Annotated in this window: 17 protein-coding genes and 1 pseudogene; 10 read left to right on the top strand and 8 right to left on the bottom strand. The window is 41.5% G+C overall.

What is annotated here, in order from left to right:
- Positions 1-314 precede the first annotated feature (314 nt).
- Positions 315-2,282 carry a beta-N-acetylhexosaminidase gene (locus tag QM629_RS16715; protein ID WP_415161032.1) on the top strand — a complete coding sequence of 656 codons (1,968 nt, stop codon included), beginning with the start codon at positions 315-317 and terminating at the stop codon, positions 2,280-2,282.
- 61 nt (positions 2,283-2,343) lie between these two features.
- Here QM629_RS16715 and QM629_RS16710 read toward each other — a convergent pair whose 3' ends face one another.
- The 3 genes from QM629_RS16710 to QM629_RS16700 form a co-directional block, all read right to left on the bottom strand.
- Positions 2,344-3,093: a LytR/AlgR family response regulator transcription factor gene (locus tag QM629_RS16710; protein ID WP_415161031.1), complete on the bottom strand. Its 750-nt coding sequence runs from the start codon at positions 3,091-3,093 to the stop codon at positions 2,344-2,346.
- 16 nt (positions 3,094-3,109) lie between these two features.
- Positions 3,110-5,059, bottom strand: a complete 1,950-nt coding sequence (locus tag QM629_RS16705) for a histidine kinase (RefSeq protein WP_415161030.1) — start codon at positions 5,057-5,059, stop codon at positions 3,110-3,112.
- 102 nt (positions 5,060-5,161) lie between these two features.
- Positions 5,162-6,682: a ligand-binding sensor domain-containing protein gene (locus tag QM629_RS16700; RefSeq protein ID WP_415161029.1), complete on the bottom strand. Its 1,521-nt coding sequence runs from the start codon at positions 6,680-6,682 to the stop codon at positions 5,162-5,164.
- Positions 6,683-6,916: 234 nt separating this feature from the next.
- Between QM629_RS16700 and QM629_RS16695 the strand changes: the two genes are divergently transcribed.
- Together QM629_RS16695 and QM629_RS16690 are read left to right on the top strand one after the other, a co-directional pair.
- A complete protein-coding gene (locus tag QM629_RS16695; RefSeq protein WP_415161028.1) occupies positions 6,917-7,096 on the top strand; it encodes a hypothetical protein in 180 nt (59 codons plus the stop codon).
- A 181-nt stretch (positions 7,097-7,277) separates the two neighbouring features.
- Complete coding sequence (locus tag QM629_RS16690) at positions 7,278-7,634, top strand: hypothetical protein (RefSeq protein WP_415161027.1); 357 nt, start codon at positions 7,278-7,280, stop codon at positions 7,632-7,634.
- 311 nt (positions 7,635-7,945) lie between these two features.
- On the opposite strand, the gene QM629_RS16685 is transcribed toward QM629_RS16690, so the two are convergent.
- Together QM629_RS16685 and QM629_RS16680 are read right to left on the bottom strand one after the other, a co-directional pair.
- Complete coding sequence (locus QM629_RS16685) at positions 7,946-8,302, bottom strand: helix-turn-helix domain-containing protein (protein ID WP_415161026.1); 357 nt, start codon at positions 8,300-8,302, stop codon at positions 7,946-7,948.
- Positions 8,299-8,628, bottom strand: coding sequence for a type II toxin-antitoxin system HigB family toxin (locus QM629_RS16680; protein ID WP_415161025.1), 330 nt, complete (start codon positions 8,626-8,628; stop codon positions 8,299-8,301). Before QM629_RS16680 ends, QM629_RS16685 begins: the two co-directional genes overlap by 4 nt.
- A 114-nt stretch (positions 8,629-8,742) precedes the next feature.
- Here QM629_RS16680 and ftcD point away from each other — a divergent pair, with 114 nt between their 5' ends.
- On the top strand, positions 8,743-10,419 hold the full coding sequence (gene ftcD, locus QM629_RS16675) for a glutamate formimidoyltransferase (protein WP_415161024.1): 1,677 nt from the start codon (positions 8,743-8,745) through the stop codon (positions 10,417-10,419).
- A gap of 127 nt (positions 10,420-10,546) precedes the next feature.
- Here the strand turns inward: ftcD and QM629_RS16670 are convergent, their stop codons facing one another.
- Complete coding sequence (locus QM629_RS16670) at positions 10,547-11,860, bottom strand: Gfo/Idh/MocA family protein (protein WP_415161023.1); 1,314 nt, start codon at positions 11,858-11,860, stop codon at positions 10,547-10,549.
- 284 nt (positions 11,861-12,144) lie between these two features.
- On the opposite strand from QM629_RS16670, the gene QM629_RS16665 reads away from it, so the two are divergent.
- The 6 genes from QM629_RS16665 to QM629_RS16640 all read left to right on the top strand — a co-directional run bounded on the left by QM629_RS16665 (position 12,145) and on the right by QM629_RS16640 (position 18,508).
- Positions 12,145-12,984, top strand: a complete 840-nt coding sequence (locus tag QM629_RS16665) for a DNA adenine methylase (protein WP_415161022.1) — start codon at positions 12,145-12,147, stop codon at positions 12,982-12,984.
- Positions 12,984-13,754 carry a DpnI domain-containing protein gene (locus QM629_RS16660; protein ID WP_415161021.1) on the top strand — a complete coding sequence of 257 codons (771 nt, stop codon included), beginning with the start codon at positions 12,984-12,986 and terminating at the stop codon, positions 13,752-13,754. Before QM629_RS16665 ends, QM629_RS16660 begins: the two co-directional genes overlap by 1 nt.
- A gap of 5 nt (positions 13,755-13,759) precedes the next feature.
- A complete protein-coding gene (locus QM629_RS16655; protein WP_415161020.1) occupies positions 13,760-14,083 on the top strand; it encodes a hypothetical protein in 324 nt (107 codons plus the stop codon).
- A gap of 37 nt (positions 14,084-14,120) precedes the next feature.
- Complete coding sequence (locus QM629_RS16650) at positions 14,121-14,480, top strand: hypothetical protein (RefSeq protein ID WP_415161019.1); 360 nt, start codon at positions 14,121-14,123, stop codon at positions 14,478-14,480.
- 307 nt (positions 14,481-14,787) lie between these two features.
- Entirely contained in the window at positions 14,788-17,127 is a 2,340-nt protein-coding gene (topA, locus tag QM629_RS16645; RefSeq protein ID WP_415161018.1) for a type I DNA topoisomerase, read from the top strand.
- Positions 17,128-17,743: 616 nt separating this feature from the next.
- On the top strand, positions 17,744-18,508 hold the full coding sequence (locus QM629_RS16640) for a KilA-N domain-containing protein (protein WP_415161017.1): 765 nt from the start codon (positions 17,744-17,746) through the stop codon (positions 18,506-18,508).
- Between the two features lie 86 nt (positions 18,509-18,594).
- On the opposite strand, the gene QM629_RS16635 is transcribed toward QM629_RS16640, so the two are convergent.
- Both QM629_RS16635 and QM629_RS16630 read right to left on the bottom strand, forming a co-directional pair.
- Positions 18,595-19,959, bottom strand: coding sequence for a dipeptidase (locus QM629_RS16635; RefSeq protein ID WP_415161016.1), 1,365 nt, complete (start codon positions 19,957-19,959; stop codon positions 18,595-18,597).
- A gap of 110 nt (positions 19,960-20,069) precedes the next feature.
- Positions 20,070-20,263 (bottom strand): annotated as a pseudogene (locus tag QM629_RS16630) (malate dehydrogenase); the annotation flags it as partial.

The raw sequence follows: 20,263 nt of genomic DNA, 5'->3' as shown, positions 1-20,263 counted from the left end.
CGAAACATGATGCATAAAGTTTGCTGCAGGCGCCAGGCTAAAATTCGCACAGAAAGCCGGGAGAGCAATGAAGCGCCTCTGTTGGCTCTATGACCTCCGTGCGAAAAAAAATCAAACAGCTTCTGATAAAAACACAAAACTGATATCATTAACAAGTAAGGCGAGCGCAAAAAATTCTCTAAACAAATAATTGTTTAGCGCTATTTTTAGCGCATACAATTTCTTCAAACGAAACCGGGCATGATCATTTCTCTGACACCAGGGGATGTACATAGCCAGGTTCATGAGATCACTAAAAAATCAAACATTTACGAATGAAAAAAACAGTTTTATTCATCACCTTCTTTTTTACGGGCCTTGTTGTTTTTGCGCAAACGGATGCTGACATTGCCATCGTGCCGCAACCGGTAAAGGTTGCAAGAGCAGCAGGCTATTTTACACTGCCAAAAAATATAACCATCAGCATTGCCAAAACAACAACGCTTAAACAGGCTGCTGCGCAATTGCAGGAAAGGTTTTCTATTCCTACAGGCTACAAGGTTTCGTTTACAGAAAACGCAGCCACGGCCATTATTAAGCTTGAGCTGAATAAAACAGAAGATAAGCTGCTTGACAGCGAAGGTTACCAGCTTTCTGTTAAGCCTGCATCCATCCTCATTAAGGCCAATAAACCGGCCGGTCTTTTTTATGGTGTGCAAACATTGCTGCAATTGTTTCCGGCGGAAATTGAAGACAGTGTTTTGGTGAGCAGGGCTGAGTGGAAGGCGCCCTGTGTTGAAATAACAGATCATCCGCGCTTTGGATGGCGGGGCCTGATGCTCGATGTATCGCGCCACTTCTTTACCAAAGAGGAAGTGAAGGCTTACATTGACCAGATGGCTAAATATAAATTCAACCTGCTGCACTGGCATTTAACCGATGATGAAGGCTGGCGCATTGAAATTAAAAGCCTGCCTAAACTAACGGAAGTGGGTGCCTGGAGCGCTAATCGGGTGGGGCTGTTTGGCACATTTGCACCGCCATCTCCCGGCGAGCCAAGAACCAATGGCGGCTTCTATACACAGGATGATATCAAAGAAATTGTTCAGTATGCAAAGGAAAGGTTTGTAAATATTTTACCCGAAGTTGATGTGCCCGGCCACAGCATGGCAGCCATAGCAGCTTATCCTGAACTTTCCTGTTCCGGCGGCGTAAAAAATATCGGCGTTACATCGGGCGAGCCTATTAAAGACTGGGACACCCATTCGGCCATATATGATGATAACCTTTGCCCGGCCAATGAAAATGTATATGCGTTTCTTGATAAGGTAGTAGGAGAAATTGCACAGTTATTTCCATTTGAATACATGCACATGGGCGGCGATGAAACCTTTAAAACCTTCTGGGAAAGCAGCGATGCCATAAAAGCTTTGATGCAGAAAGAAAATTTGAAAACGATGGAAGAAGTGCAGAGCTATTTCAGCAAGAGGCTTGAAAAAATCGTTGAATCGAAAGGCAAAAGATTTATGGGCTGGGATGAAATACTGGAAGGCGGCCTTGCGCCCAACGCGGCTGTAATGAGCTGGCGCGGTGCGCATGATGGCAATGCACCTTTAAACGGAGAACCTGTGCCCAATGGCGGCGTGGCCGCCGCAAAACTGGGCCATAATGTAGTGATGAGCCCCACAGAATTTGTATATCTTGATTACATGCAAAGCGACCTCATTATGGAGCCGCATGTGTACGCCTCTTTGCGCTTAAGCAAAGTGTACAGCTTCGATCCCATGCCGGCCGGCTTATCTGCTGGCGAACAACAATATGTGCTTGGCGCACAGGCTAATTTATGGACGGAGCAGATATACAATTACCGCCAGGTAGAATACATGACCTGGCCCCGTGCATTTGCGGTGGCGGAAGATACCTGGTCGCCAAATGAAGGCAAGAACTGGGATGATTTTGTGCGCCGCGTAGAAGCGCAGTTCAGGCGCTTTAATGTAGCGGAAGTGAAATACGCGCCCAGCATGTACGATCCTGATTTTATTGTAAACAAAACCGGCGACAGCAGCTTTACGGTTGCACTAAAAAATGAAGTGAACGGTTTGGATATATATTACAGCTTCGACAATTCTTATCCTGACAGGTTTTATCCAAAATACACGCAGCCATTAACCATTCCAAAAGAAGCAACACAATTAAAAGTGATCACGTACAGGGGCATGCAGCCTGTTGGCAGGATGATATCCATGCCGGTAAGCGAGCTGGCAGTGAGAGCCGGAGTGAAAAAGCCTTACTGGATTCAATAGCATGTATTCCGGCCGGCCCGCATAGCGGGCCGGCCGGAATACATTAAAACCTGAACGCACGTTAAAACCTGGAAAACATTTCCATAAATTCCTGTTTCCTGCTCCTGGAAATATGAATGGTGGCATCGTTATCCATTATGAGATGGCCGCCGTCAATGCGCACAAATTTTTTAATGCGGTTTAAGTTAATAAGATAGGAACTGTGCACCCGGTAAAAATCATCTCCGCTTAAAGCTTCATCTATATCCCGCAATGTTTTGGACACCAGTATTTTTTTTCCGCCGGCAAGCACCACACTGGTATAATTGCTTTCTGCTTCACAATATATTATTTCAGAAATGGGCACGAATGTCAATCCATCGCCTGTGGTAAGCGCAATCCGTTGCGGGGTTGTTTTTACCGGCTGTTTTATTTGCTGCAGCAGCAGTTGAAACTGTTCTTTTGTAGGCACAGACGATTTTTCTTCTATGCGCTGAATGGTTTGCTTAAGATCGTCCGGATCAACCGGTTTTAATAAATAATTCACGGCGCTGTACCGGAAAGCTTTAATGGCAAAATGGTCATAAGCCGTGCAGAACACTACATCAAAAAACAATTTATCAAATTGTTCCAGCATAGAAAACCCATTCATCCTGGGCATTTCAATATCAAGAAAAACCACCTGGGGCTTATACCGGTAAATGGCTTCAATGCCCGCTTCTGCATTATTGCACATGGCCGCGATTGTAACCTGTGGACAGTAGGTTCTTAACAGCCATTCCATCATTTCAAGTGCATTTTTTTCATCGTCTATTAAAATTGCTTTTATCATAGCATTATATTTTTATTTACTGATCAACAGGCATTATAATTATCACCCTTGTGCCCGCAGCGGTACCATCTGTATGTTTAAGATCGCTTATTTCAACAGAAACGTCAAATTGCACGTGCGTGTTTAATAAAGCCAGCCTGTCTTCTGTAAGCTTCATGCCCAAAGATTTTTTAGATGAAACAGATTTACTCTTTAATTCCATGGCGCGCTGCCTGCCAATGCCATTATCTTCTATCCTGCATTGCAATGCCTGATTGCTGATGGAAAGGTGGATGGAGAGATGCCCTGCTTCTTCTTTATGCAATAAGCCATGCCATATAGAATTTTCTACATAAGGCTGAATAATAAGCGGCGGCACAAACAAGCTGTCTGAACAAACTTCTTTGTCTATTGTAATGGTATAGGTGAATTGTTTTTCGAAACGGATGCTTTCCATTTCAATATATAATTTCAGCGCTTCCAGCTCGCTGGACAGGGTGATGGACTGGTTATTGCTGTTATCAAGAATAAGCCTTATCAGTTTTGCAAACCGTGTAAGGTAGAGTGATGCAGTAGCCTGGTCGCTTTTCACAATGTACCGGTTAATTGAATTAAGGCAATTGAAAATAAAATGCGGGTTCATTTGCGCCCGCAGCGCCCGCATTTCCACATCTGCCATTTTTTGCTTTGCTTCCATCAATGATTTTTCTGCTTCCGCCTTTTCTGCTTCTGCCTTTATTTTAATTATTTTACTGGCGCACAAGGAAGCAATTGTTTGCAGTATATGCAGGTGCCTTTGAGTAAAGAACGCTTTTTTTGAGTGTTCGCAATCAATCACGCCAAAAACACGGCCTTCTGTAATAATAGGCACAGTAATTTCCGAGAGCCTTCTTTTATCGTCCACAATATACCTTTCATCTTTAAGCGTATTCTTTATGATGACTGGGTGGCCGGTTTGGGCTACATAACCCGTTATGCCTTTTCCCACCGGTATTTCCATGGGCGCTGCAATGGTAAATGCTTCAGTGTTTTTATTGCCATAGGCTGCCACCTGGCATAAAACCTGCCTTGTTTCATCCAGCTCGTATATTACACAGTCTTCAATGCGCAGCCGGCTTATGCAGTTTCTTGCCACATCCCATAATACATTTCTTACCGATTGCTGTTCGTACATGCTGGATGCAAAATGGTTGATTGCCTGTTCTGCTTCCAGTTCTTCCTGCTTTATGCGCAGGCGCCTGTTTCTATTTCTTATAAGTAAAAACAACAGTGTTATAAAAAGCGCCAGCGCTGATAATATAAGCCATTTATTTCGCCAAAACGGAACATTGATGTTGAATGCAAGGGTTGCGGGCGCACTTACCCAGTCTGCATTGTTAATGCTGGCCTGCACCTGCAGCACATATTCGCCCGGTCTGAGGCCTGTAAAACGCAACAGGTTATTATTTCCAAGCCTGTTCCACGCTGTATCAAAGCCTACCAGCCGGTAACGGTATTTAACTTTGCCTGCATTATTATAGTAAGGCGCTGCAAAACCCACTTCAAACGACCGCTCATTGTATGGAATATTGTGAACGCTGCCAATATTGTACACCAGGGAATCGTTTGACAGCTTTATATACGAAATATACACTTTAAGATGGTCGTTCTGCGGGCTCATTTTTTCAGGGTTAAGATAGTTAAGGCCATTAACCCCGCCAAAAAACAAAGTACCGTTTTGGCTGCGGTACCAGCAATTGGAGTTAAAGCCATATCCCTGTACATTGTCTGTGTAATCGTACAGGTTCAACCGTTTATCCAGCGTATCGTAACTATAAATGCCATTATCGGAACTGGCCCATATAATCCCTTTTTCATCCTGGTAAAGCGATGCTATATACACATTGTCGAATACATTCGAATACTTTTTTATCAGCACGATATTGCCGGTATGTGAGGCGATGTATAAGCCATCGCTTCGCGTAAATAAAAAACGGTTGTCAGCCATAGCAAACCCGGATCTTACCAGCCTTAGCCTGCCGGGAAGTTTTAGCCGTGCTGCATAGTGCATATTACTGTCAAAAAGGTGCAGCCCTTCTTGTGTGGCAAGCTACACAAAACCATCCGGCGTTTGAAAACAAAAATTTGTGTTTTCTTCAGAAGCCGGTGTGTGTAAACGTTTCAGGGTATATGTTTTACCATCAAGCACATAAAGCGCATCTTTTCCTGTAATAACATGATTGCCGTTTTGCAGGGTGACAACAGCATCCATCAGGTCCTGTTCGCTTATATTTTTTGTGCTGTCATTTTCATAATAAGGGCGCTTATATTTTTTGGTAAGCGGGTTAAATAGCCATATACCAAGATTGCCGGGCGCTAATATTACATACCGCCCATCCCAGGCTATGCCTCTTACAGCAGGATAGGCCAGCCTATCCCCGCGGCCTTCCTCCGGCAGGTATATGTTCCAGCTATTATCCTTCCTGTTCCAGTGTATAAACCCGTTGGCGCTTGCCAGCCAGAAATTATTTTCCCCATCGCCTGTTATTCCGCGTATGTTATCAACAGTGGGCGGAAGGTTAAGCTCCTGTTTGTTCATGCGCAACAGGCCAAACGACTGGCCGCTTAAGGGAAACCGGTTGATGCCATTTCCGGTGATCATCCATACAAAATTATCGGGGTCTATATACAGGTAACTGGTGTAACCAGCCGTAAGCTTTTGCTCTCCGTTTTCATAAATATGAAGCGGAAGAAAGGCGCCATTCATATTATCATACTGAAACAGGCCTGCCGAAGAAGCAATAAGATAGCGGCCGGGCATTACCTGTTTCACATCCTGCACATTCAGATATTTTGCAGTGCCGGGCCCAGCTATTGCCGGAGTAATTATTTCTGAACGCCTGCGGCTGATAAAATTGTTCCAATAGCTGATATTGTTCCAGGAACTTACAATGGCGCTGTCTTCATTGAGCGGATAAATAAATTGTGGGTTGATATTTTTAATGCTGTCTGCACTCCCGGTAAAAACGTTGTACCGGTAAATATTATCGCCCCGCTGAAAAAAAATACTGTTGCGGTAGCTGATAAAATTGGCCGCATTATATGGCGGAGGCACAGGCATACTAATGTTTGAAGCAACAAAGCTTTTTGCGGCTTCATTGTAAACATACACTGCACTGCGCGATGCAAGCATTACCGGCTTGCCGGGCAATAAAAAGAAGGAGCCAAACCTGTTAACGCTGTCTTTGGAAATTACCGGCACTTCTTCAAAAGCCTGTTTATTTTCATTGAAACAAAATACCTGCCTGCGCGAATTAACCCAAAGCCTTCCTTTATTATCACATAAAATATTTTCAAGATTAAAGCCGGGCTTAAAATCAACTATGCCGCTGCCGTCAAAACGCTGTACACTGTGACTGTATAATATCCATAAAAAGCCTTTGCTGTCTTTGCTTAGCGCTATAATGTTTCCCGGCCTTATACCAGATGAATAATCAAATTGCTGTACATGATAATCGGGCAGCTGGCTGCTGCCGTATCGGGGAAATAAGCATACGCCTGCCAAAACAACCATAGCATGGAAGAAAAAACAATACCTGCCGCCCGCAATGCTTTTAAAAAAACGAAACACAATACACTAATATAATGAAATGAGCGATGAAAAAAACTTTCCATTATGTAACCGGTATCTTTTTTTAGCATGCATTCATAGCTTATGTTGTTGCCTGCATATTAAAACCCTGCCGGCCAAATCATCGCGCGCATGAAAATGCCTCCCTCCGTTTATCATGCATTTCAAACAACTTAACATATATGCAAGGCCATAAAGCCCGTTAAGCAGCATGGCAATTTTTCTCCTGAATGGATGCTGATCTTATTAAGCGGTGTAATTGTTGTTTCATACCAGTTTTCCATCGTTTCAAATTATATAAAGCTGCCGTCTGTATTGTTGCTGGCGGCCGGCATTATGCTGCGTGAAATATCCAACGCCAACGAATGGCAATCCCTGTACTGGAACATCTGGTGGAATATTTTGGCTCAATAGGTTTGGTGATGATCGTGCTGTAAGCGCCGCCTTGTATTTTTTACTGCATCAGCCGGTGCGGGATTGTATTGTATATGCCATACCGCTTTCCATTATGAGCAGTTCTATTGTAATCCCAAGCCTGCACCATTTATCAGAAAGGAAAAAATAATTTCTTGTTTATGAAGCTTCCTTTTCCGATATGCTCGGCATTATTCTTTTTAATTATTCTATAAACATACATGCCATATTTGATTTCAATATAGCGCTTGTAGGTGGCATGATCGTTATTATTTTATTAGTGATCCGTTTTATTTACCTGCGTGATTTTTTAAAAGAAAGCATATATCCCGAAGTATTCTTTATCCCGAGAGGGTTGATCACTATTGTATTGTTTTATAAAATACCTGCATCCTGTCATCCTGAAAAACTGCACAGTGGCATTTTGTTCTTTGTGGTGATTGTAACCAGCATGATCATGATGCTGGGAATGGTATTTTATAAGAAAAAAGAAAAAGATATTGTGGTGGATGAACTGGTGGAGAATTGGTTTGCCTGAGAAGCTGTCTAAAATTGTTATTCACCATAATATGTTCCCGCAGGTCAAGCGCAGATTAAAAACATTTTTAAACAACTATACTCTGCAAGGTGTAAAAAAGTGATTTTGTGTTGTTCGGTTTTAGCTCCCCTCTCCTTTGGAGAACTTGTCCCGACCATTCGGGAGGGGTTGGGGGTGAGGTCTGGCAAAGAAATATTATTCACTAATTTATCCCTTGCGCACTATAGCTGCATAATCCCCGCCTGAGCGGATTCATTCGGGCGGTCGGAGACTAAAAATGCAAAATTACTTGAATCGTTTTTAGACAGTTGCTAAGCTGAATGCAGGAATATTTCAGCAGGCAGTTGAAAATAATTTTTTAACCGCTGCGCCATTTTCAGCGTAATCTCCCTTCTTCCTGATAAAATAGAGGACACATGCCCTTTACTGCCGATGATTGGTTCAAGGTCTTTTGCTTTCATGCCACGCTCTTCCATTTTCAGCTTGATTACTTCAATAGGATCCACTTGCGGTATCCGGATATTTTTGTCTTCGTAATCTTTTATTAAAACAAGTAAAAGCGCCAGTTCATCAGCTTCCGGCGTATTATCTTTTACCTGAAAATTTTCCATGGCACGTTTTACCGCTTTTTTATATGCGCTTTCTGTTTTTATTACTTTCCAGTTCATTTTATGTTATAGTTTAAGATTTTTACGTCAAACTCAATACTTGTTGCGTCTATTTTATCATATTCCTTATGTGTTCCGAACCAAATAATATAAGCTGCCAATTGCTTAAAATTTACAGAAACCAATAGCCTGAAATCATTTCCCTTTATGCTGAAAATAATTCTGCCATTTGATATAAGGCTTGCATTTCCATATACAATTTTTAATTCATTGAAATTTTTGAAGTTCTGTTTCAGGAATTCATTGTACCATGCCAGCAAAGAAACCCTGGCTATGGGATATTTTTCAATATAATAAAGCACCGCCTTTTTAGCAATGATATTCACTGTTCAAAGGTAATAATTGTTTTCAGTTTGAAAACCTTTTTGTGAAAAAGCTCGGTTAAGCTGAAATGAATGGCTTACCTTCATTTCAGAACATAAAAAAATGTAAAGAGGTTTATGCATCAAATCATTGAATGTGTTCCCAATTTCAGCGAGGGAAGGGATTTACATATCATCAGGCAAATAACGGATGAAATAGAAGGCGTTGAAGGTGTGCGGTTATTAAATGTTGATCCCGGCAAAGCTACCAACAGAACTGTTGTAACGTTTGTTGGCGAACCTGAACCTGTTATCGCCGCTGCTTTTAAAGCTATTAAAAAAGCAGGCGAATTAATTGATATGAGCAAACATACAGGCGAGCATCCGCGCATGGGCGCAACAGATGTTTGCCCGTTAATACCTGTTGCCAATATAACAATGGATGAAACCGCCGGATATGCGCAACAGCTTGCCAAAATGGTGGGTGATGATTTGCAAATTCCTGTTTACCTGTATGAACACGCACAAAAAAATAAACTGCGCCACAATCTTTCCATTATCCGCGCCGGTGAATATGAAGGTTTTTTCAAGAAGATAAAATTGCCTGAATGGCAACCTGATTTTGGGCCAAATGAGTTTGATGCAAAACGCGGTGCAACGGTTATTGGCGCAAGGGATTTTTTAATTGCCTACAATGTAAACCTCAACACAACATCAACGCGCAGGGCCAATGCCATTGCCTTTGATGTACGTGAAGCAGGCCGAACCAAAACAGCAGATGGCAAACCTGTTTTGGATGAAAACGGCAAGCCCGTTACTATGCCCGGCAGCCTGAAAAGTGTAAAAGCCATCGGATGGTTTATTGAAGAGTATGGCATTGCGCAAATCTCCATGAACTTAACCAACATTGGCATTACACCTTTGCATATTGCCTTTGATGAAGTATGTAAAAAAGCGGATGCACGTGGCATTCGCGTTACAGGCAGCGAACTGGTTGGCCTCGTGCCGCTGCAATCCATGATTGATGCCGGCAAATATTTTTTAGGGAAGCAAAAACGCTCAACCGGCGTTGCTGAAAAAGAACTGGTGCGCATTGCCATAAAGTCAATGGGATTGGATGAACTGGCGCCTTTCAAACCGGATGAAAGAATAATTGAGTATTTACTGAAAGATGCAAAAGACAGCAGGCTCATCCATACAACGCTTACAGATTTTGCTGATGAAACAGCCAGTGAAAGCCCGGCGCCGGGCGGCGGATCTATATCAGCATATATTGGCGCATTAGGCATTTCACTGGCAACAATGGTAGCGAATCTTTCATCGCACAAAAAAGGGTGGGATGAACGCTGGAAGGAATTCAGCGACTGGGCAGATAAAGGCCAGCAATATAAAAATGAATTGATGAAGCTGGTTGATGCCGATACAAAAGCATTCAGGCAAATAATGGCTGCCATGGGTTTGTCAAAGGCAACCGATGAAGAAAAGCAGGTGCGTACACAAGCCATTCAGGAGGCCACAAAATTTGCCATTGAAGTGCCGTTTACAGTAATGCAACTGGCTTATGAAAGCATGCAGGTAATAAAAGCGATGGCCGAAACCGGCAACCCGAATTCTGTTTCAGATGCCGGCGTTGGCGCCTTATGTGCCCGCAGCGCCGTAATGGGCGCTTTTATGAATGTTCGTATTAATGCAGCCGGTTACGATGATAAAAGTTTTGTTGAAGATATCGTTGCAAAGGGAAAAGAGATAGAAAGCAAAGCCATTGCTTTGGAAGCCGGGATATTAAAAGTGGTGAATGAGAAGATTGGCGTTTGACTATTTCCATGCAATTTTGCAATCTCCGCCCTTGTTGGTGTTGTTACCAACAAGAAGTTGCATAATCAAAATATCATTCATCATACAATCGCCATCGTTGGTCGCAAAACCAGCGAAGGCATCGCTGCTAAACAACAGGCGCCCATCCTTTTTCATATTCCCGTTGCCACAACTTCATGGCTTCAGGATTATTAAGGATACGGCCATTGGAAGGATCACAATGCAAAACACCGCCGCTGCGTTGTGCAATATTTGCCAGATGGCAAAGCAATACAGATTTGCTGCCTTCATTAACCGGCGAATTAAGTTTTGCATCGCCTCTTACCGTATCAACAAAATTCTGGAAATGATATAAATCAAGATTGCCTGTTGAGCTTACGAGATTGTTCGCTTCTGCCGTTACAGCTGTCTTGCCTTCTTTTACCAGCTTATTCTTTGTATCGAATATTTTATAACCGCCGCCGCCATCATTTACCAGTGTTCCGCCATCGCCGTAAATAATAAAGCCGCGGCTTTCACCTTCAACAGGATAATTATTACAACTGCGGCTTTCCCATGTTATAGCTTTATCCGGCCCAAACTCAAATGAGGCCACCTGCGTGTCAGTGGTTTCCCAATCATCTTTAAATGCATAACGGCCGCCGCCGGATGTAACTTTAGTAGGATAATCAAGCCCTAAAAACCAGCGGCAACAATCAATTTCATGCGTACCATTATTGCAGGCTTCGCCGGTGCCCCAATGCCAGAACCAATGCCAGTTATAATGCACAACATTATTTTTAAATTCTTTGCGTGGCGCAGGGCCCTGCCATAAATCCCAATCCAATGTGGAAGGTACCGGAATAACTTTGCCGGTACCGATGGATACACGGTTATTGGCATACCAGGCTTTTGCAAAATAGGCTTTGCCAATAATGCCTTCTTTTATAAGCCTGGCAGCTTCTATTAATGTAGGCATGGAGCGGCGCTGGTTGCCCATTTGAATATGCCTGCCATATTTTAAATATGCCTGCGATACCAGCTCACCTTCATGCGGGTTTTGGCCGCAGGGTTTTTCCACATATACATGTTTGCCGTTTTGTGCGCCTAAAACAGCAGCCGGCGTATGCCAGTGGTCGGGCGCAGCCACCACCAATGCATCAAAGTCATTTTGCTTAACCAGTTTACGTATATCTTTTACAACGGTGGGTTTACGCGGCACATCCTTCAAAGCCTCCAGGCCATTTTTAATGGCGCCATCTTCCACATCGCATATATAAGCCACTTCCACATTTTGTAAGGAAGCATAAGATTTTGCCAGGTAACAGCCACGGCTGTTAACGCCCATTACGGCCAGTACAACTTTATTGCTGGGCGCATTTTTGCCAAATACAGGAAAATTTAAAATGGTAACTCCTGCTGTTACCGCTGATGAGTTTTTGATAAAATTTCTTCTGTCCATGATTGCAAGCTTAGGCGCTAAAGATAATGAACAGTTGACAGACGGCAAGAAGGATGATTGGTTGATGAGACATTGCTAATGAGTGCTGTTTACATAAAGTTTAGTTTTTAAATATGCAATGCGCAATGTTCAATAATCAATGCGCAGCTTGTTTTACAATTGAGTATTGTTAGACGATAGCTTATTAACACGCTATTGAGGCATAAGTGAACAATAAATTTGGACAGTTCACTTTAATCTGATTATCTTGCAAACTAAAATATTTAGCATCACGGGAAGTTAGAATGGCAAAGAACAATAAATTAATAGCTCCCTTTGTAAAATGGGTTGGGGGTAAGCGACAAATCATGCCTTCAATTGTTAAACTCTTGCCTAAAAATATTGCAGCTTATAATTATATAGAGCCATTCATTGGCGGTGGCGCAGTTTTATTTCAATTACAACCAAAAAATGCGATTATTAATGACTTTAATGCCGAATTAATAAATGTATATGAGGTTGTAAAGCATAATCTAAATGATTTAATAAAAGACCTCAAAAGACATAAAAACGAAGCCGATTATTTTTACGAATTGCGTGGATTAGACAGGACAGATAATTTCAGGAAATTGACACCTGTTCAACGAGCTTCAAGGATAATATATCTTAACAAGACTTGTTTCAACGGTCTGTACAGGGTAAATAATGCAGGGGAATTTAATGCACCATTTGGACGGTATAAAAACCCAAATATTGTTAATGAACCGACCTTAAAGGCTGTGAGCAAATATCTTAATTCTAACCATGTAGAAATAAGGCATGGCGACTATGCAGAAGTGTTGAAATTTGCGGATGAAAAAGCTTTTGTTTATTTAGATCCGCCATATCACCCTATTTCAGAAAACTCAAATTTTACAGGGTACGTACAAGGTGGCTGGGACATGTATGACCAAATTGAACTTAGGAAAGCTTGCGATGAACTCAATAAAAAGGGCATAAAATTTTTACTTTCTAATTCATCAGCAGATTTTATCAAAGATCAATACAAAGAATATAATATCAATATCGTAAAAGCTAATCGTGCAATAAATTCTGACGGCGCAAACCGCGGAGAAATTGATGAGCTTTTAAAAAGTGCTGCATAATGGATTTGCATTTTAATTTGAATTTGATAAGCCAGTACAGTAGTAATTCACAGATTTCAAGAGTACTAACTGAAAGTTGGGTTAAAGAAAATTCATTTTGCTTAAACTGTAATAACGAAAATCTACACCAATTTAATAACAATTCGCCCGTTGCTGACTTTTACTGTTCAAATTGTTCACAAGAGTATGAATTGAAAAGCAAGGATGGACTTTTATCAAAGAAAATAGTTGATGGTGCTTATCAATCGATGATTAGTAGAATTCAAGCAGACAATAATCCTAACTTTTTCTTTTTGACATATAGTAAATCAAACTGGTGCGTTAAAGATTTTTTGATAATCCCTAAACATTACTTTGTTTCAGACTTTATCGAAAAAAGAAAACCGCTTTCAGATAATGCAAGACGAGCGGGTTGGACAGGTTGTAATATTTTATTAGACAAAATACCTTCTTTAGGAAGAATTTTTCTTGTCAAAAATTCAGAAGTTATCAAACGAAATTTAGTTATTAAAAAATGGAAAGAAACCGAATTCCTGAAAAATGTAAACCAAAAGTCCAGAGGATGGTTAATTGACATTTTAAATTGCGTTGATTTAATTCCTTTTGAAACATTTAGATTAGAAGACGTTTATAAATTTGAGTTTACCTTAAAGCATAAATATCCTAATAACAACTTTATCAAGGATAAAATTCGACAACAATTGCAGTTATTAAGAGATAGGGGAATTATAGAATTTATTTCAAGAGGAGTTTACAAAAAGAAAAAATAGTAGCTATGATTTATTGCGGTAAAATTGCAAACGAAATTCTAAATGAGAATTTAGACAATAGAAACTTTAATAAGAGCAAAGGGTATTTTTTTGATAAAAAGTTGTGGGTCGCATTTGATAATACTACAGGCAATTGTTGGGTGGAAGAATTCAAGACAGAAGAACTGGCTATTTGTTGGTTAGAACATTTTTACGAAATCTCAGAAATTGAAAAGTTTGAGGTATTTAAAATTCAAAAGGATTTATTTTTCATCCCGAATAATGGGTTTTTAAAAATTCAATTTCAGTCTAATATAATAACTTCCAAACTTCATCGGTTTCTTGCGTGAGGGATAGAAGGGGGAAGCCCACAGCTATGAGGAACAAGTGGCAAGGCAGACTGATTATTATTCTAATGCAGGAAAATATCTGGGGCTTGTTGATGTAGGCAAAGACACAGTGAGTGGTCAAGTTGGCTGCTTCTTAACAAACAAAGGCAAGCAGGTTTTTAATATGAACCTTATTGACAGGCAAAAGGAGTTTGCAAAGCTTATTATTTCTCATGCTGCTTTTAAACAAACTTTGAAAACCTATCTTGACAATGGAGAAATGCCAGGCAAGGAAAACATTGTTGAAATTATGAAGCAGGCAAGACTATATAAAGTCGGGTCTGACACAACATATTTCAGGCGAGCATCTACAATAACAGGTTGGATAAATTGGATAATGAACCAAATTGAGGAGTAAAAAGCCATCGCCCAATAAAATGTTTGTTGAATATTTTTTAAATGAACAACATTAAACAGGCAATAAATAAAGCCTGTGGCACATAGCCTGTAAACTTCAGCGCAAATTTCCTATCCCAAAAACCAGTTTTATCCCAATGTTTCATGGCTTTAATTTGTTTGTTTTAATATTGCAGCGCTCAGGGTCCTGCTGAAAATATTTTTAAAACAATAAGTGAAACAAAATTTTGCAGCGCATCAGCCGGGCTCTGAACATTAAAAAAAGGCTATAGCGTTTCGGTTGCTGGTCAACAAAAAAATTAAAGTGAATGGCAAAGAATTTATTGATAGTGGAAAGTCCGGCAAAGGCAAAAACCATTGAAAAATACCTGGGCAGCGATTTCGAGGTAAAAAGCTCGTACGGGCATATACGCGACCTTGAAAAAGATGACATGGGCATTGATATAAAACATAATTATTCTCCCCGTTATATTATTCCCGAAGACAAACAAAAGGTAGTAAAGGAGTTAAAATCCGTTGCGAAAAAAGCCGGCGAAGTTTGGCTGGCAACGGATGAGGACCGTGAAGGTGAAGCCATAAGCTGGCATTTGTGCGAAGTGCTGGGCCTCGACCCGGTAAAAACCAAGCGCATTGTTTTTCATGAAATAACAAAGCCCGCTATTCAAAGGGCTGTGCAGCAGCCACGCACGGTTGATATGAACCTGGTAGATGCACAACAGGCGAGGCGTATATTAGACCGTATTGTTGGCTTTGAAATAAGCCCTGTTTTATGGCGTAAGATGAGCATGCGCAATTCTTTAAGCGCAGGCCGTGTGCAGAGCGTTGCAGTACGCTTAATTGCAGAGCGGGAAAGGGAAATAAATGCTTTTGAGCCCGTAAGCAGCTTTAAAATTGAAGCCAGCTTTCGTGCGCTTGACATCAATAATAAAAATGTAAGCTTTAAAGCAGAAGGCAGCCGGCAGAAGAACGCAGAAGATGCGGAAACATTCCTGCAAAGCTGCGTTGGCGCAAATTATAAGGTAAGCGATATACAGGTAAAGCCTGCAAAGAAATCACCGGCGGCGCCATTCACCACATCAACCCTGCAGCAGGAAGCAAGCCGCAAGCTGGGCTACAGCGTAAGCAAAACCATGCTGCTTGCACAGAAATTATATGAAAGCGGTAACATTACCTATATGCGTACCGACAGCGTGAATTTGAGCGACACGGCACTGAATGATATTCATTCCAATATCAGCAAACAATACGGCGATAAATATTTGCAGCCGCGCAAATACAAAAATAAAAATGAGAGTGCGCAGGAAGCGCATGAAGCCATTCGCCCCACCTATATTGAAAACACAAGCGTTGACGACAGCGATACAAAACGTTTATATGAACTGATATGGAAGCGTGCTATCGCCAGCCAGATGAGTGATGCAGAGCTTGAAAAAACAACAGCTAAAATTGCCATTTCAACCAATAACCAGGAATTAACAGCACAGGGCGAAGTATTAAAGTTTGATGGTTTCCTGAAAGTATATATGGAAGATAAGGATGAAGAAGATGTAACGGAAGAAGATACCGAAGGCATGCTGCCGGCGTTAAGGGTGGGCCAGTCTTTAAACCTGAATGAAATGCAGGCTATAGAACGTTTCACCAGGCCTGCGCCAAGATATACGGAGGCCTCGCTTGTAAAGAAACTGGAAGAGCTTGGCATAGGCCGGCCTTCTACGTATGCGCCTACCATATCAACCATACTTAAACGCGGCTATGTGGAAAAGCGTGATAAAGAAGGCATATTGCGGAACTACCGTGTATTGGTTTTAAAGCAGGACACGATCAGCAAAAAAACGGAACATGAAACAACCGGCGCCGAACGCGCCAAATTGTTTCCAACCGATCTTGGACTGGTGATAACCGATTTTTTGGTTGAATATTTTTCCGACATAATGGACTATGGCTTTACTGCAAAACTGGAAGATGAGTTTGATGAAATTGCGGAAGGCAAGAAGCAATGGGAAAAAACGGTAGATGGTTTTTATAAGCCTTTTAAAAAGGATGTGGAGCATACGCTTCAAAATGCGGAACGCATAAAAGGTGAAAGGGAATTAGGTATTGATGAAGCCTCCGGCAAAAAAGTGGTGGCGCGCATGGGCCGTTACGGGCCAATGGTTCAGATTGGCGATGTTAACGATGAAGAAAAGCCCCGCTTTGCAAAACTGAAGCCTGCACAAAGTATTGAAACCATCAGCTTCGATGAGGCAATGGAATTGTTTAAGCTGCCAAGAACGCTGGGGCAGTTTGAAAATGAAGATGTAACGGTAAATATTGGCAGGTTCGGTCCATTCATTGCGCATAATAAAAAGTTTTACTCTCTTAATAAAGAACACGATCCTTACAGCATAACGCTGGAAGAAGCCATTCCTGTCATAAAAGAAAAACGGCAGGCAAAAGAAGAGCGCACTATTAAAGTTTTTGAAAAAGAAAAAATACAGGTGCTTCGCGGCCCTTACGGCCCCTACCTGAAAGTAGGATTGCGTAATTATAAACTTACGAAAGCACAACAGGAACGCGCTGCAGATTTAACGGTTGAAGAAGCCAAACAAATTATTGAGGAGCTTAAGGCAAACCCACCCAAGAAGGTCGCAAGAAAAAAGAAGAAATAGTTGTTTTATCTGTTAATGTGAATGGGTTATACTTCCTGCAAATTGCTTATCAGCAGAGCCTTTCGATAAATTTCTGCAGAGCCTTTTACATCTACAGTTTACTGCAACTAGACATGCTTTATGCGCAGCATAAAAAGCCTCTTTATTAAACGGGGCTTTCTTTTTGTGCATAAAGTTTTTTTGTCAGGCAAGCGTACAATAAAAGCATTTGCGCTGTGACAATATGTGACAAGTAGAAGCACATTTGGAAGAATACAGAAGAAAGTTGAATACGTTTTCAGATAAAAAACATCAAAGAAGCGAAAGAACTCACAAGAGAAATCGGACACCTGGATTTTGAATTGCATAATGCCGTAACAGGCAATACAATGGACGTTCAGTGCTTGCAACACTTCAATGAAAGTTTCGGTTCTTATCATTGGAAAGATGCAACCAAAGCAAGACAGTTACTCAATCAAGGTATGCAAATGGCAACAAACGGAAACACATCGGGCATTCGCAACATTCTTGTTCAGTTGATTGGTTTAATGCCCGACAACGAGAAACCAAAAGAAACATTAGGCTGATGCCAAAGTATAGTGGGCGCTAATTTTTATATATTGTAATATAAAAAATTATGGCAAAGAATAAAACAATAACAGTTCAAAAGATAGATATAGTTCTGTATGTGGACAATCAGCAGGACTATATTTTGTTGACTGATATTGCCCGGTATAAAAACCATGATGAACCGAAAGATGTGGTAAAAAACTGGATGCGCTCCCGAACAACTATTGAGTTTTTGGGGCTTTGGGAGCAGCTAAACAACCCTGATTTTAAAGGGGTCGAATTCGACTCCTTTTTATACGAAGCGGGAAGCAATTCATTTACGCTTTCCCCATCAAAATGGATTGAAGCAACAAACGCAAAAGGGCTGGTTTCAAAACAAGGTAAAAACGGCGGAACTTTTGCACATAAAGACATCGCTTTTGAATTTGCTTCATGGGTATCGGCTGGGTTTAAACTTTACCTTATCAAAGAATTTCAACGGTTAAAAAACGAAGAAAGCAACCGGAACCAATTAGAATGGAATATGCAACGCACTTTGGCTAAAGTTAATTACCGCATTCATACCGATGCCATTAAAGACAACCTGATACCAAAGGAAATTACCAAACAACAAGCAAGTTTTGTATATGCCAACGAAGCCGATTTACTGAATGTTGCTCTGTTTGGAAGAGCGGCAAAAGAATGGAGGGAACAAAACCCCGGCAAACCCGGGCAACATCAGGGATTATGCAAGCCTGGAACAATTAGTGGTATTGAGCAATATGGAAAGTATCAATGCTCTTTTAATCCAAAAAAAATTTTCGAAAACGGAAAGATTGATAGAATTGAATAAAGTTGCCATTACACAAATGAAATCATTGCTGGAGAACAGCAGTATAAAAAAATAAAATAGAGTGATAATTAATGGCAAAGGCATATTTACAGCTCCGCAAAATATTTATGAAAATACGGGATGGTCTCAATGCCTTTATAATAATTGGCAAGATCGTATTTTTCATTCGGGCTGTGCAGGTTATCGCTGTCTAAGCCAAAGCCCATGAAAATAATTTTAATGCCAAGCTCATGTTCAAACAAAGAACAAATGGGAATACTGCCCCCGCCGCGTACCGGTATCGGCGCTTTTCCAAAAGTTGCTTCAATGGCTTTTGCCGCAGCCTTATAGCCTTTGCTCTCAATCGGCGTCATATAGGGTTCGCCACCATGATGCACGGTTGTTTTTACAGCCACGCAATCCGGCGCAATCTTTTTCAAATGGTTAATCAGCAGTTCCGTTATCACCTCCGAGTTTTGATCAGGCACTAAACGGCAACTGATCTTAGCATGCGCCTTGGATGGCAAAACAGTTTTAGAGCCCTCGCCCGTATAACCGCCCCAAATACCGTTCAGTTCAAGCGTTGGGCGGATGCCTGTCCTTTCATTGGTTGTATAGCCTTTTTCACCCCATAATGCTTTTATGCCGAGATCTTTTTTGTAGGCTGCTTCATCAAACGGCGCTTCTGCCATCAGCTTTCTTTCTTCATCGGAAGATTCCACCACATCATCATAAAAACCCGGGATGGTAATATGATTGTTTTCATCGTGCAGGCTGGCAATCATCTGTGCCAGGATGGTGATAGGATTGGCAACAGCGCCGCCATATACGCCGCTGTGTAAATCGCGGTCAGGGCCGGTTACTTCAATTTCAATATAACTTAAGCCCCGCACACCAACATCCATGCTTGGCGTATCGAGGCTTAACATAGAAGTATCGCTGATGAGGATTACATCTGCTTTCAATAAGTCTTTATGCTCTTTTACAAACGTTGCAAGATTAGGGCTTCCTACTTCTTCCTCTCCTTCAATAATAAATTTAATGTTGGTGGGGAGTGAGTTGGTAGCTGTCATTGTTTCCAGCGCTTTTACGTGCATATATACCTGGCCTTTATCATCGGCAGAACCGCGGGCATATAATTTCCCGTCTTTCACCACCGGGTCAAAAGGCCCGCTGTGCCAGAGTTCCAGCGGATCAGGCGGCTGCACATCATAATGCCCATATACCAATACGGTGGGCTTTGATGCATCCATAATTTTTTCGCCATACACAATCGGGTGGCCGGCTGTTTTATACACCTCAGCTTTATCAACGCCTGCATCCATCAGTTTTTGCTTCATGGCTTCTGCACAGACGAGCATATCATCTTTGTGTTCGCTTCGTGCACTTACACTGGGTATGCGCAGGAGTGCGATCAATTCATTTAAAAAGCGGTCTTTATTCTTTTGCTGATATTCTTTCCAGTCGTTCATAAAAAATTTTTTTGAAGTAGAATGAAGGTAAGCGAAAGCGGGGGAATGGGTTGTTGTTTCCTTTATCACCGGGGAATTCCATGCTGGATTGGCCGGAACCTATCCATACCTCACCTGTCAGTTTTCAACACATCATTCATGTTCCGTACAGCATTGGCGCTTTTTGCGAAGGCATCCTTTTCCTCTTCCGTTAAATCCACTTCAACAATTTTTTCCCAGCCATTCTTACCTATAACCACAGGTACGCCAAGACAAATATCGCTTTGGCCGTATTCGCCATCGAGATAAACGCAGCAGGTAAATA

It is taken from the genome of Parafilimonas sp. (genome assembly GCF_047606085.1).
GTDB lineage: Bacteria > Bacteroidota > Bacteroidia > Chitinophagales > Chitinophagaceae > Parafilimonas.
Note: the sequence above shows the minus strand (reverse complement) of the source record. Positions and strands in the feature narration are given on the sequence as shown.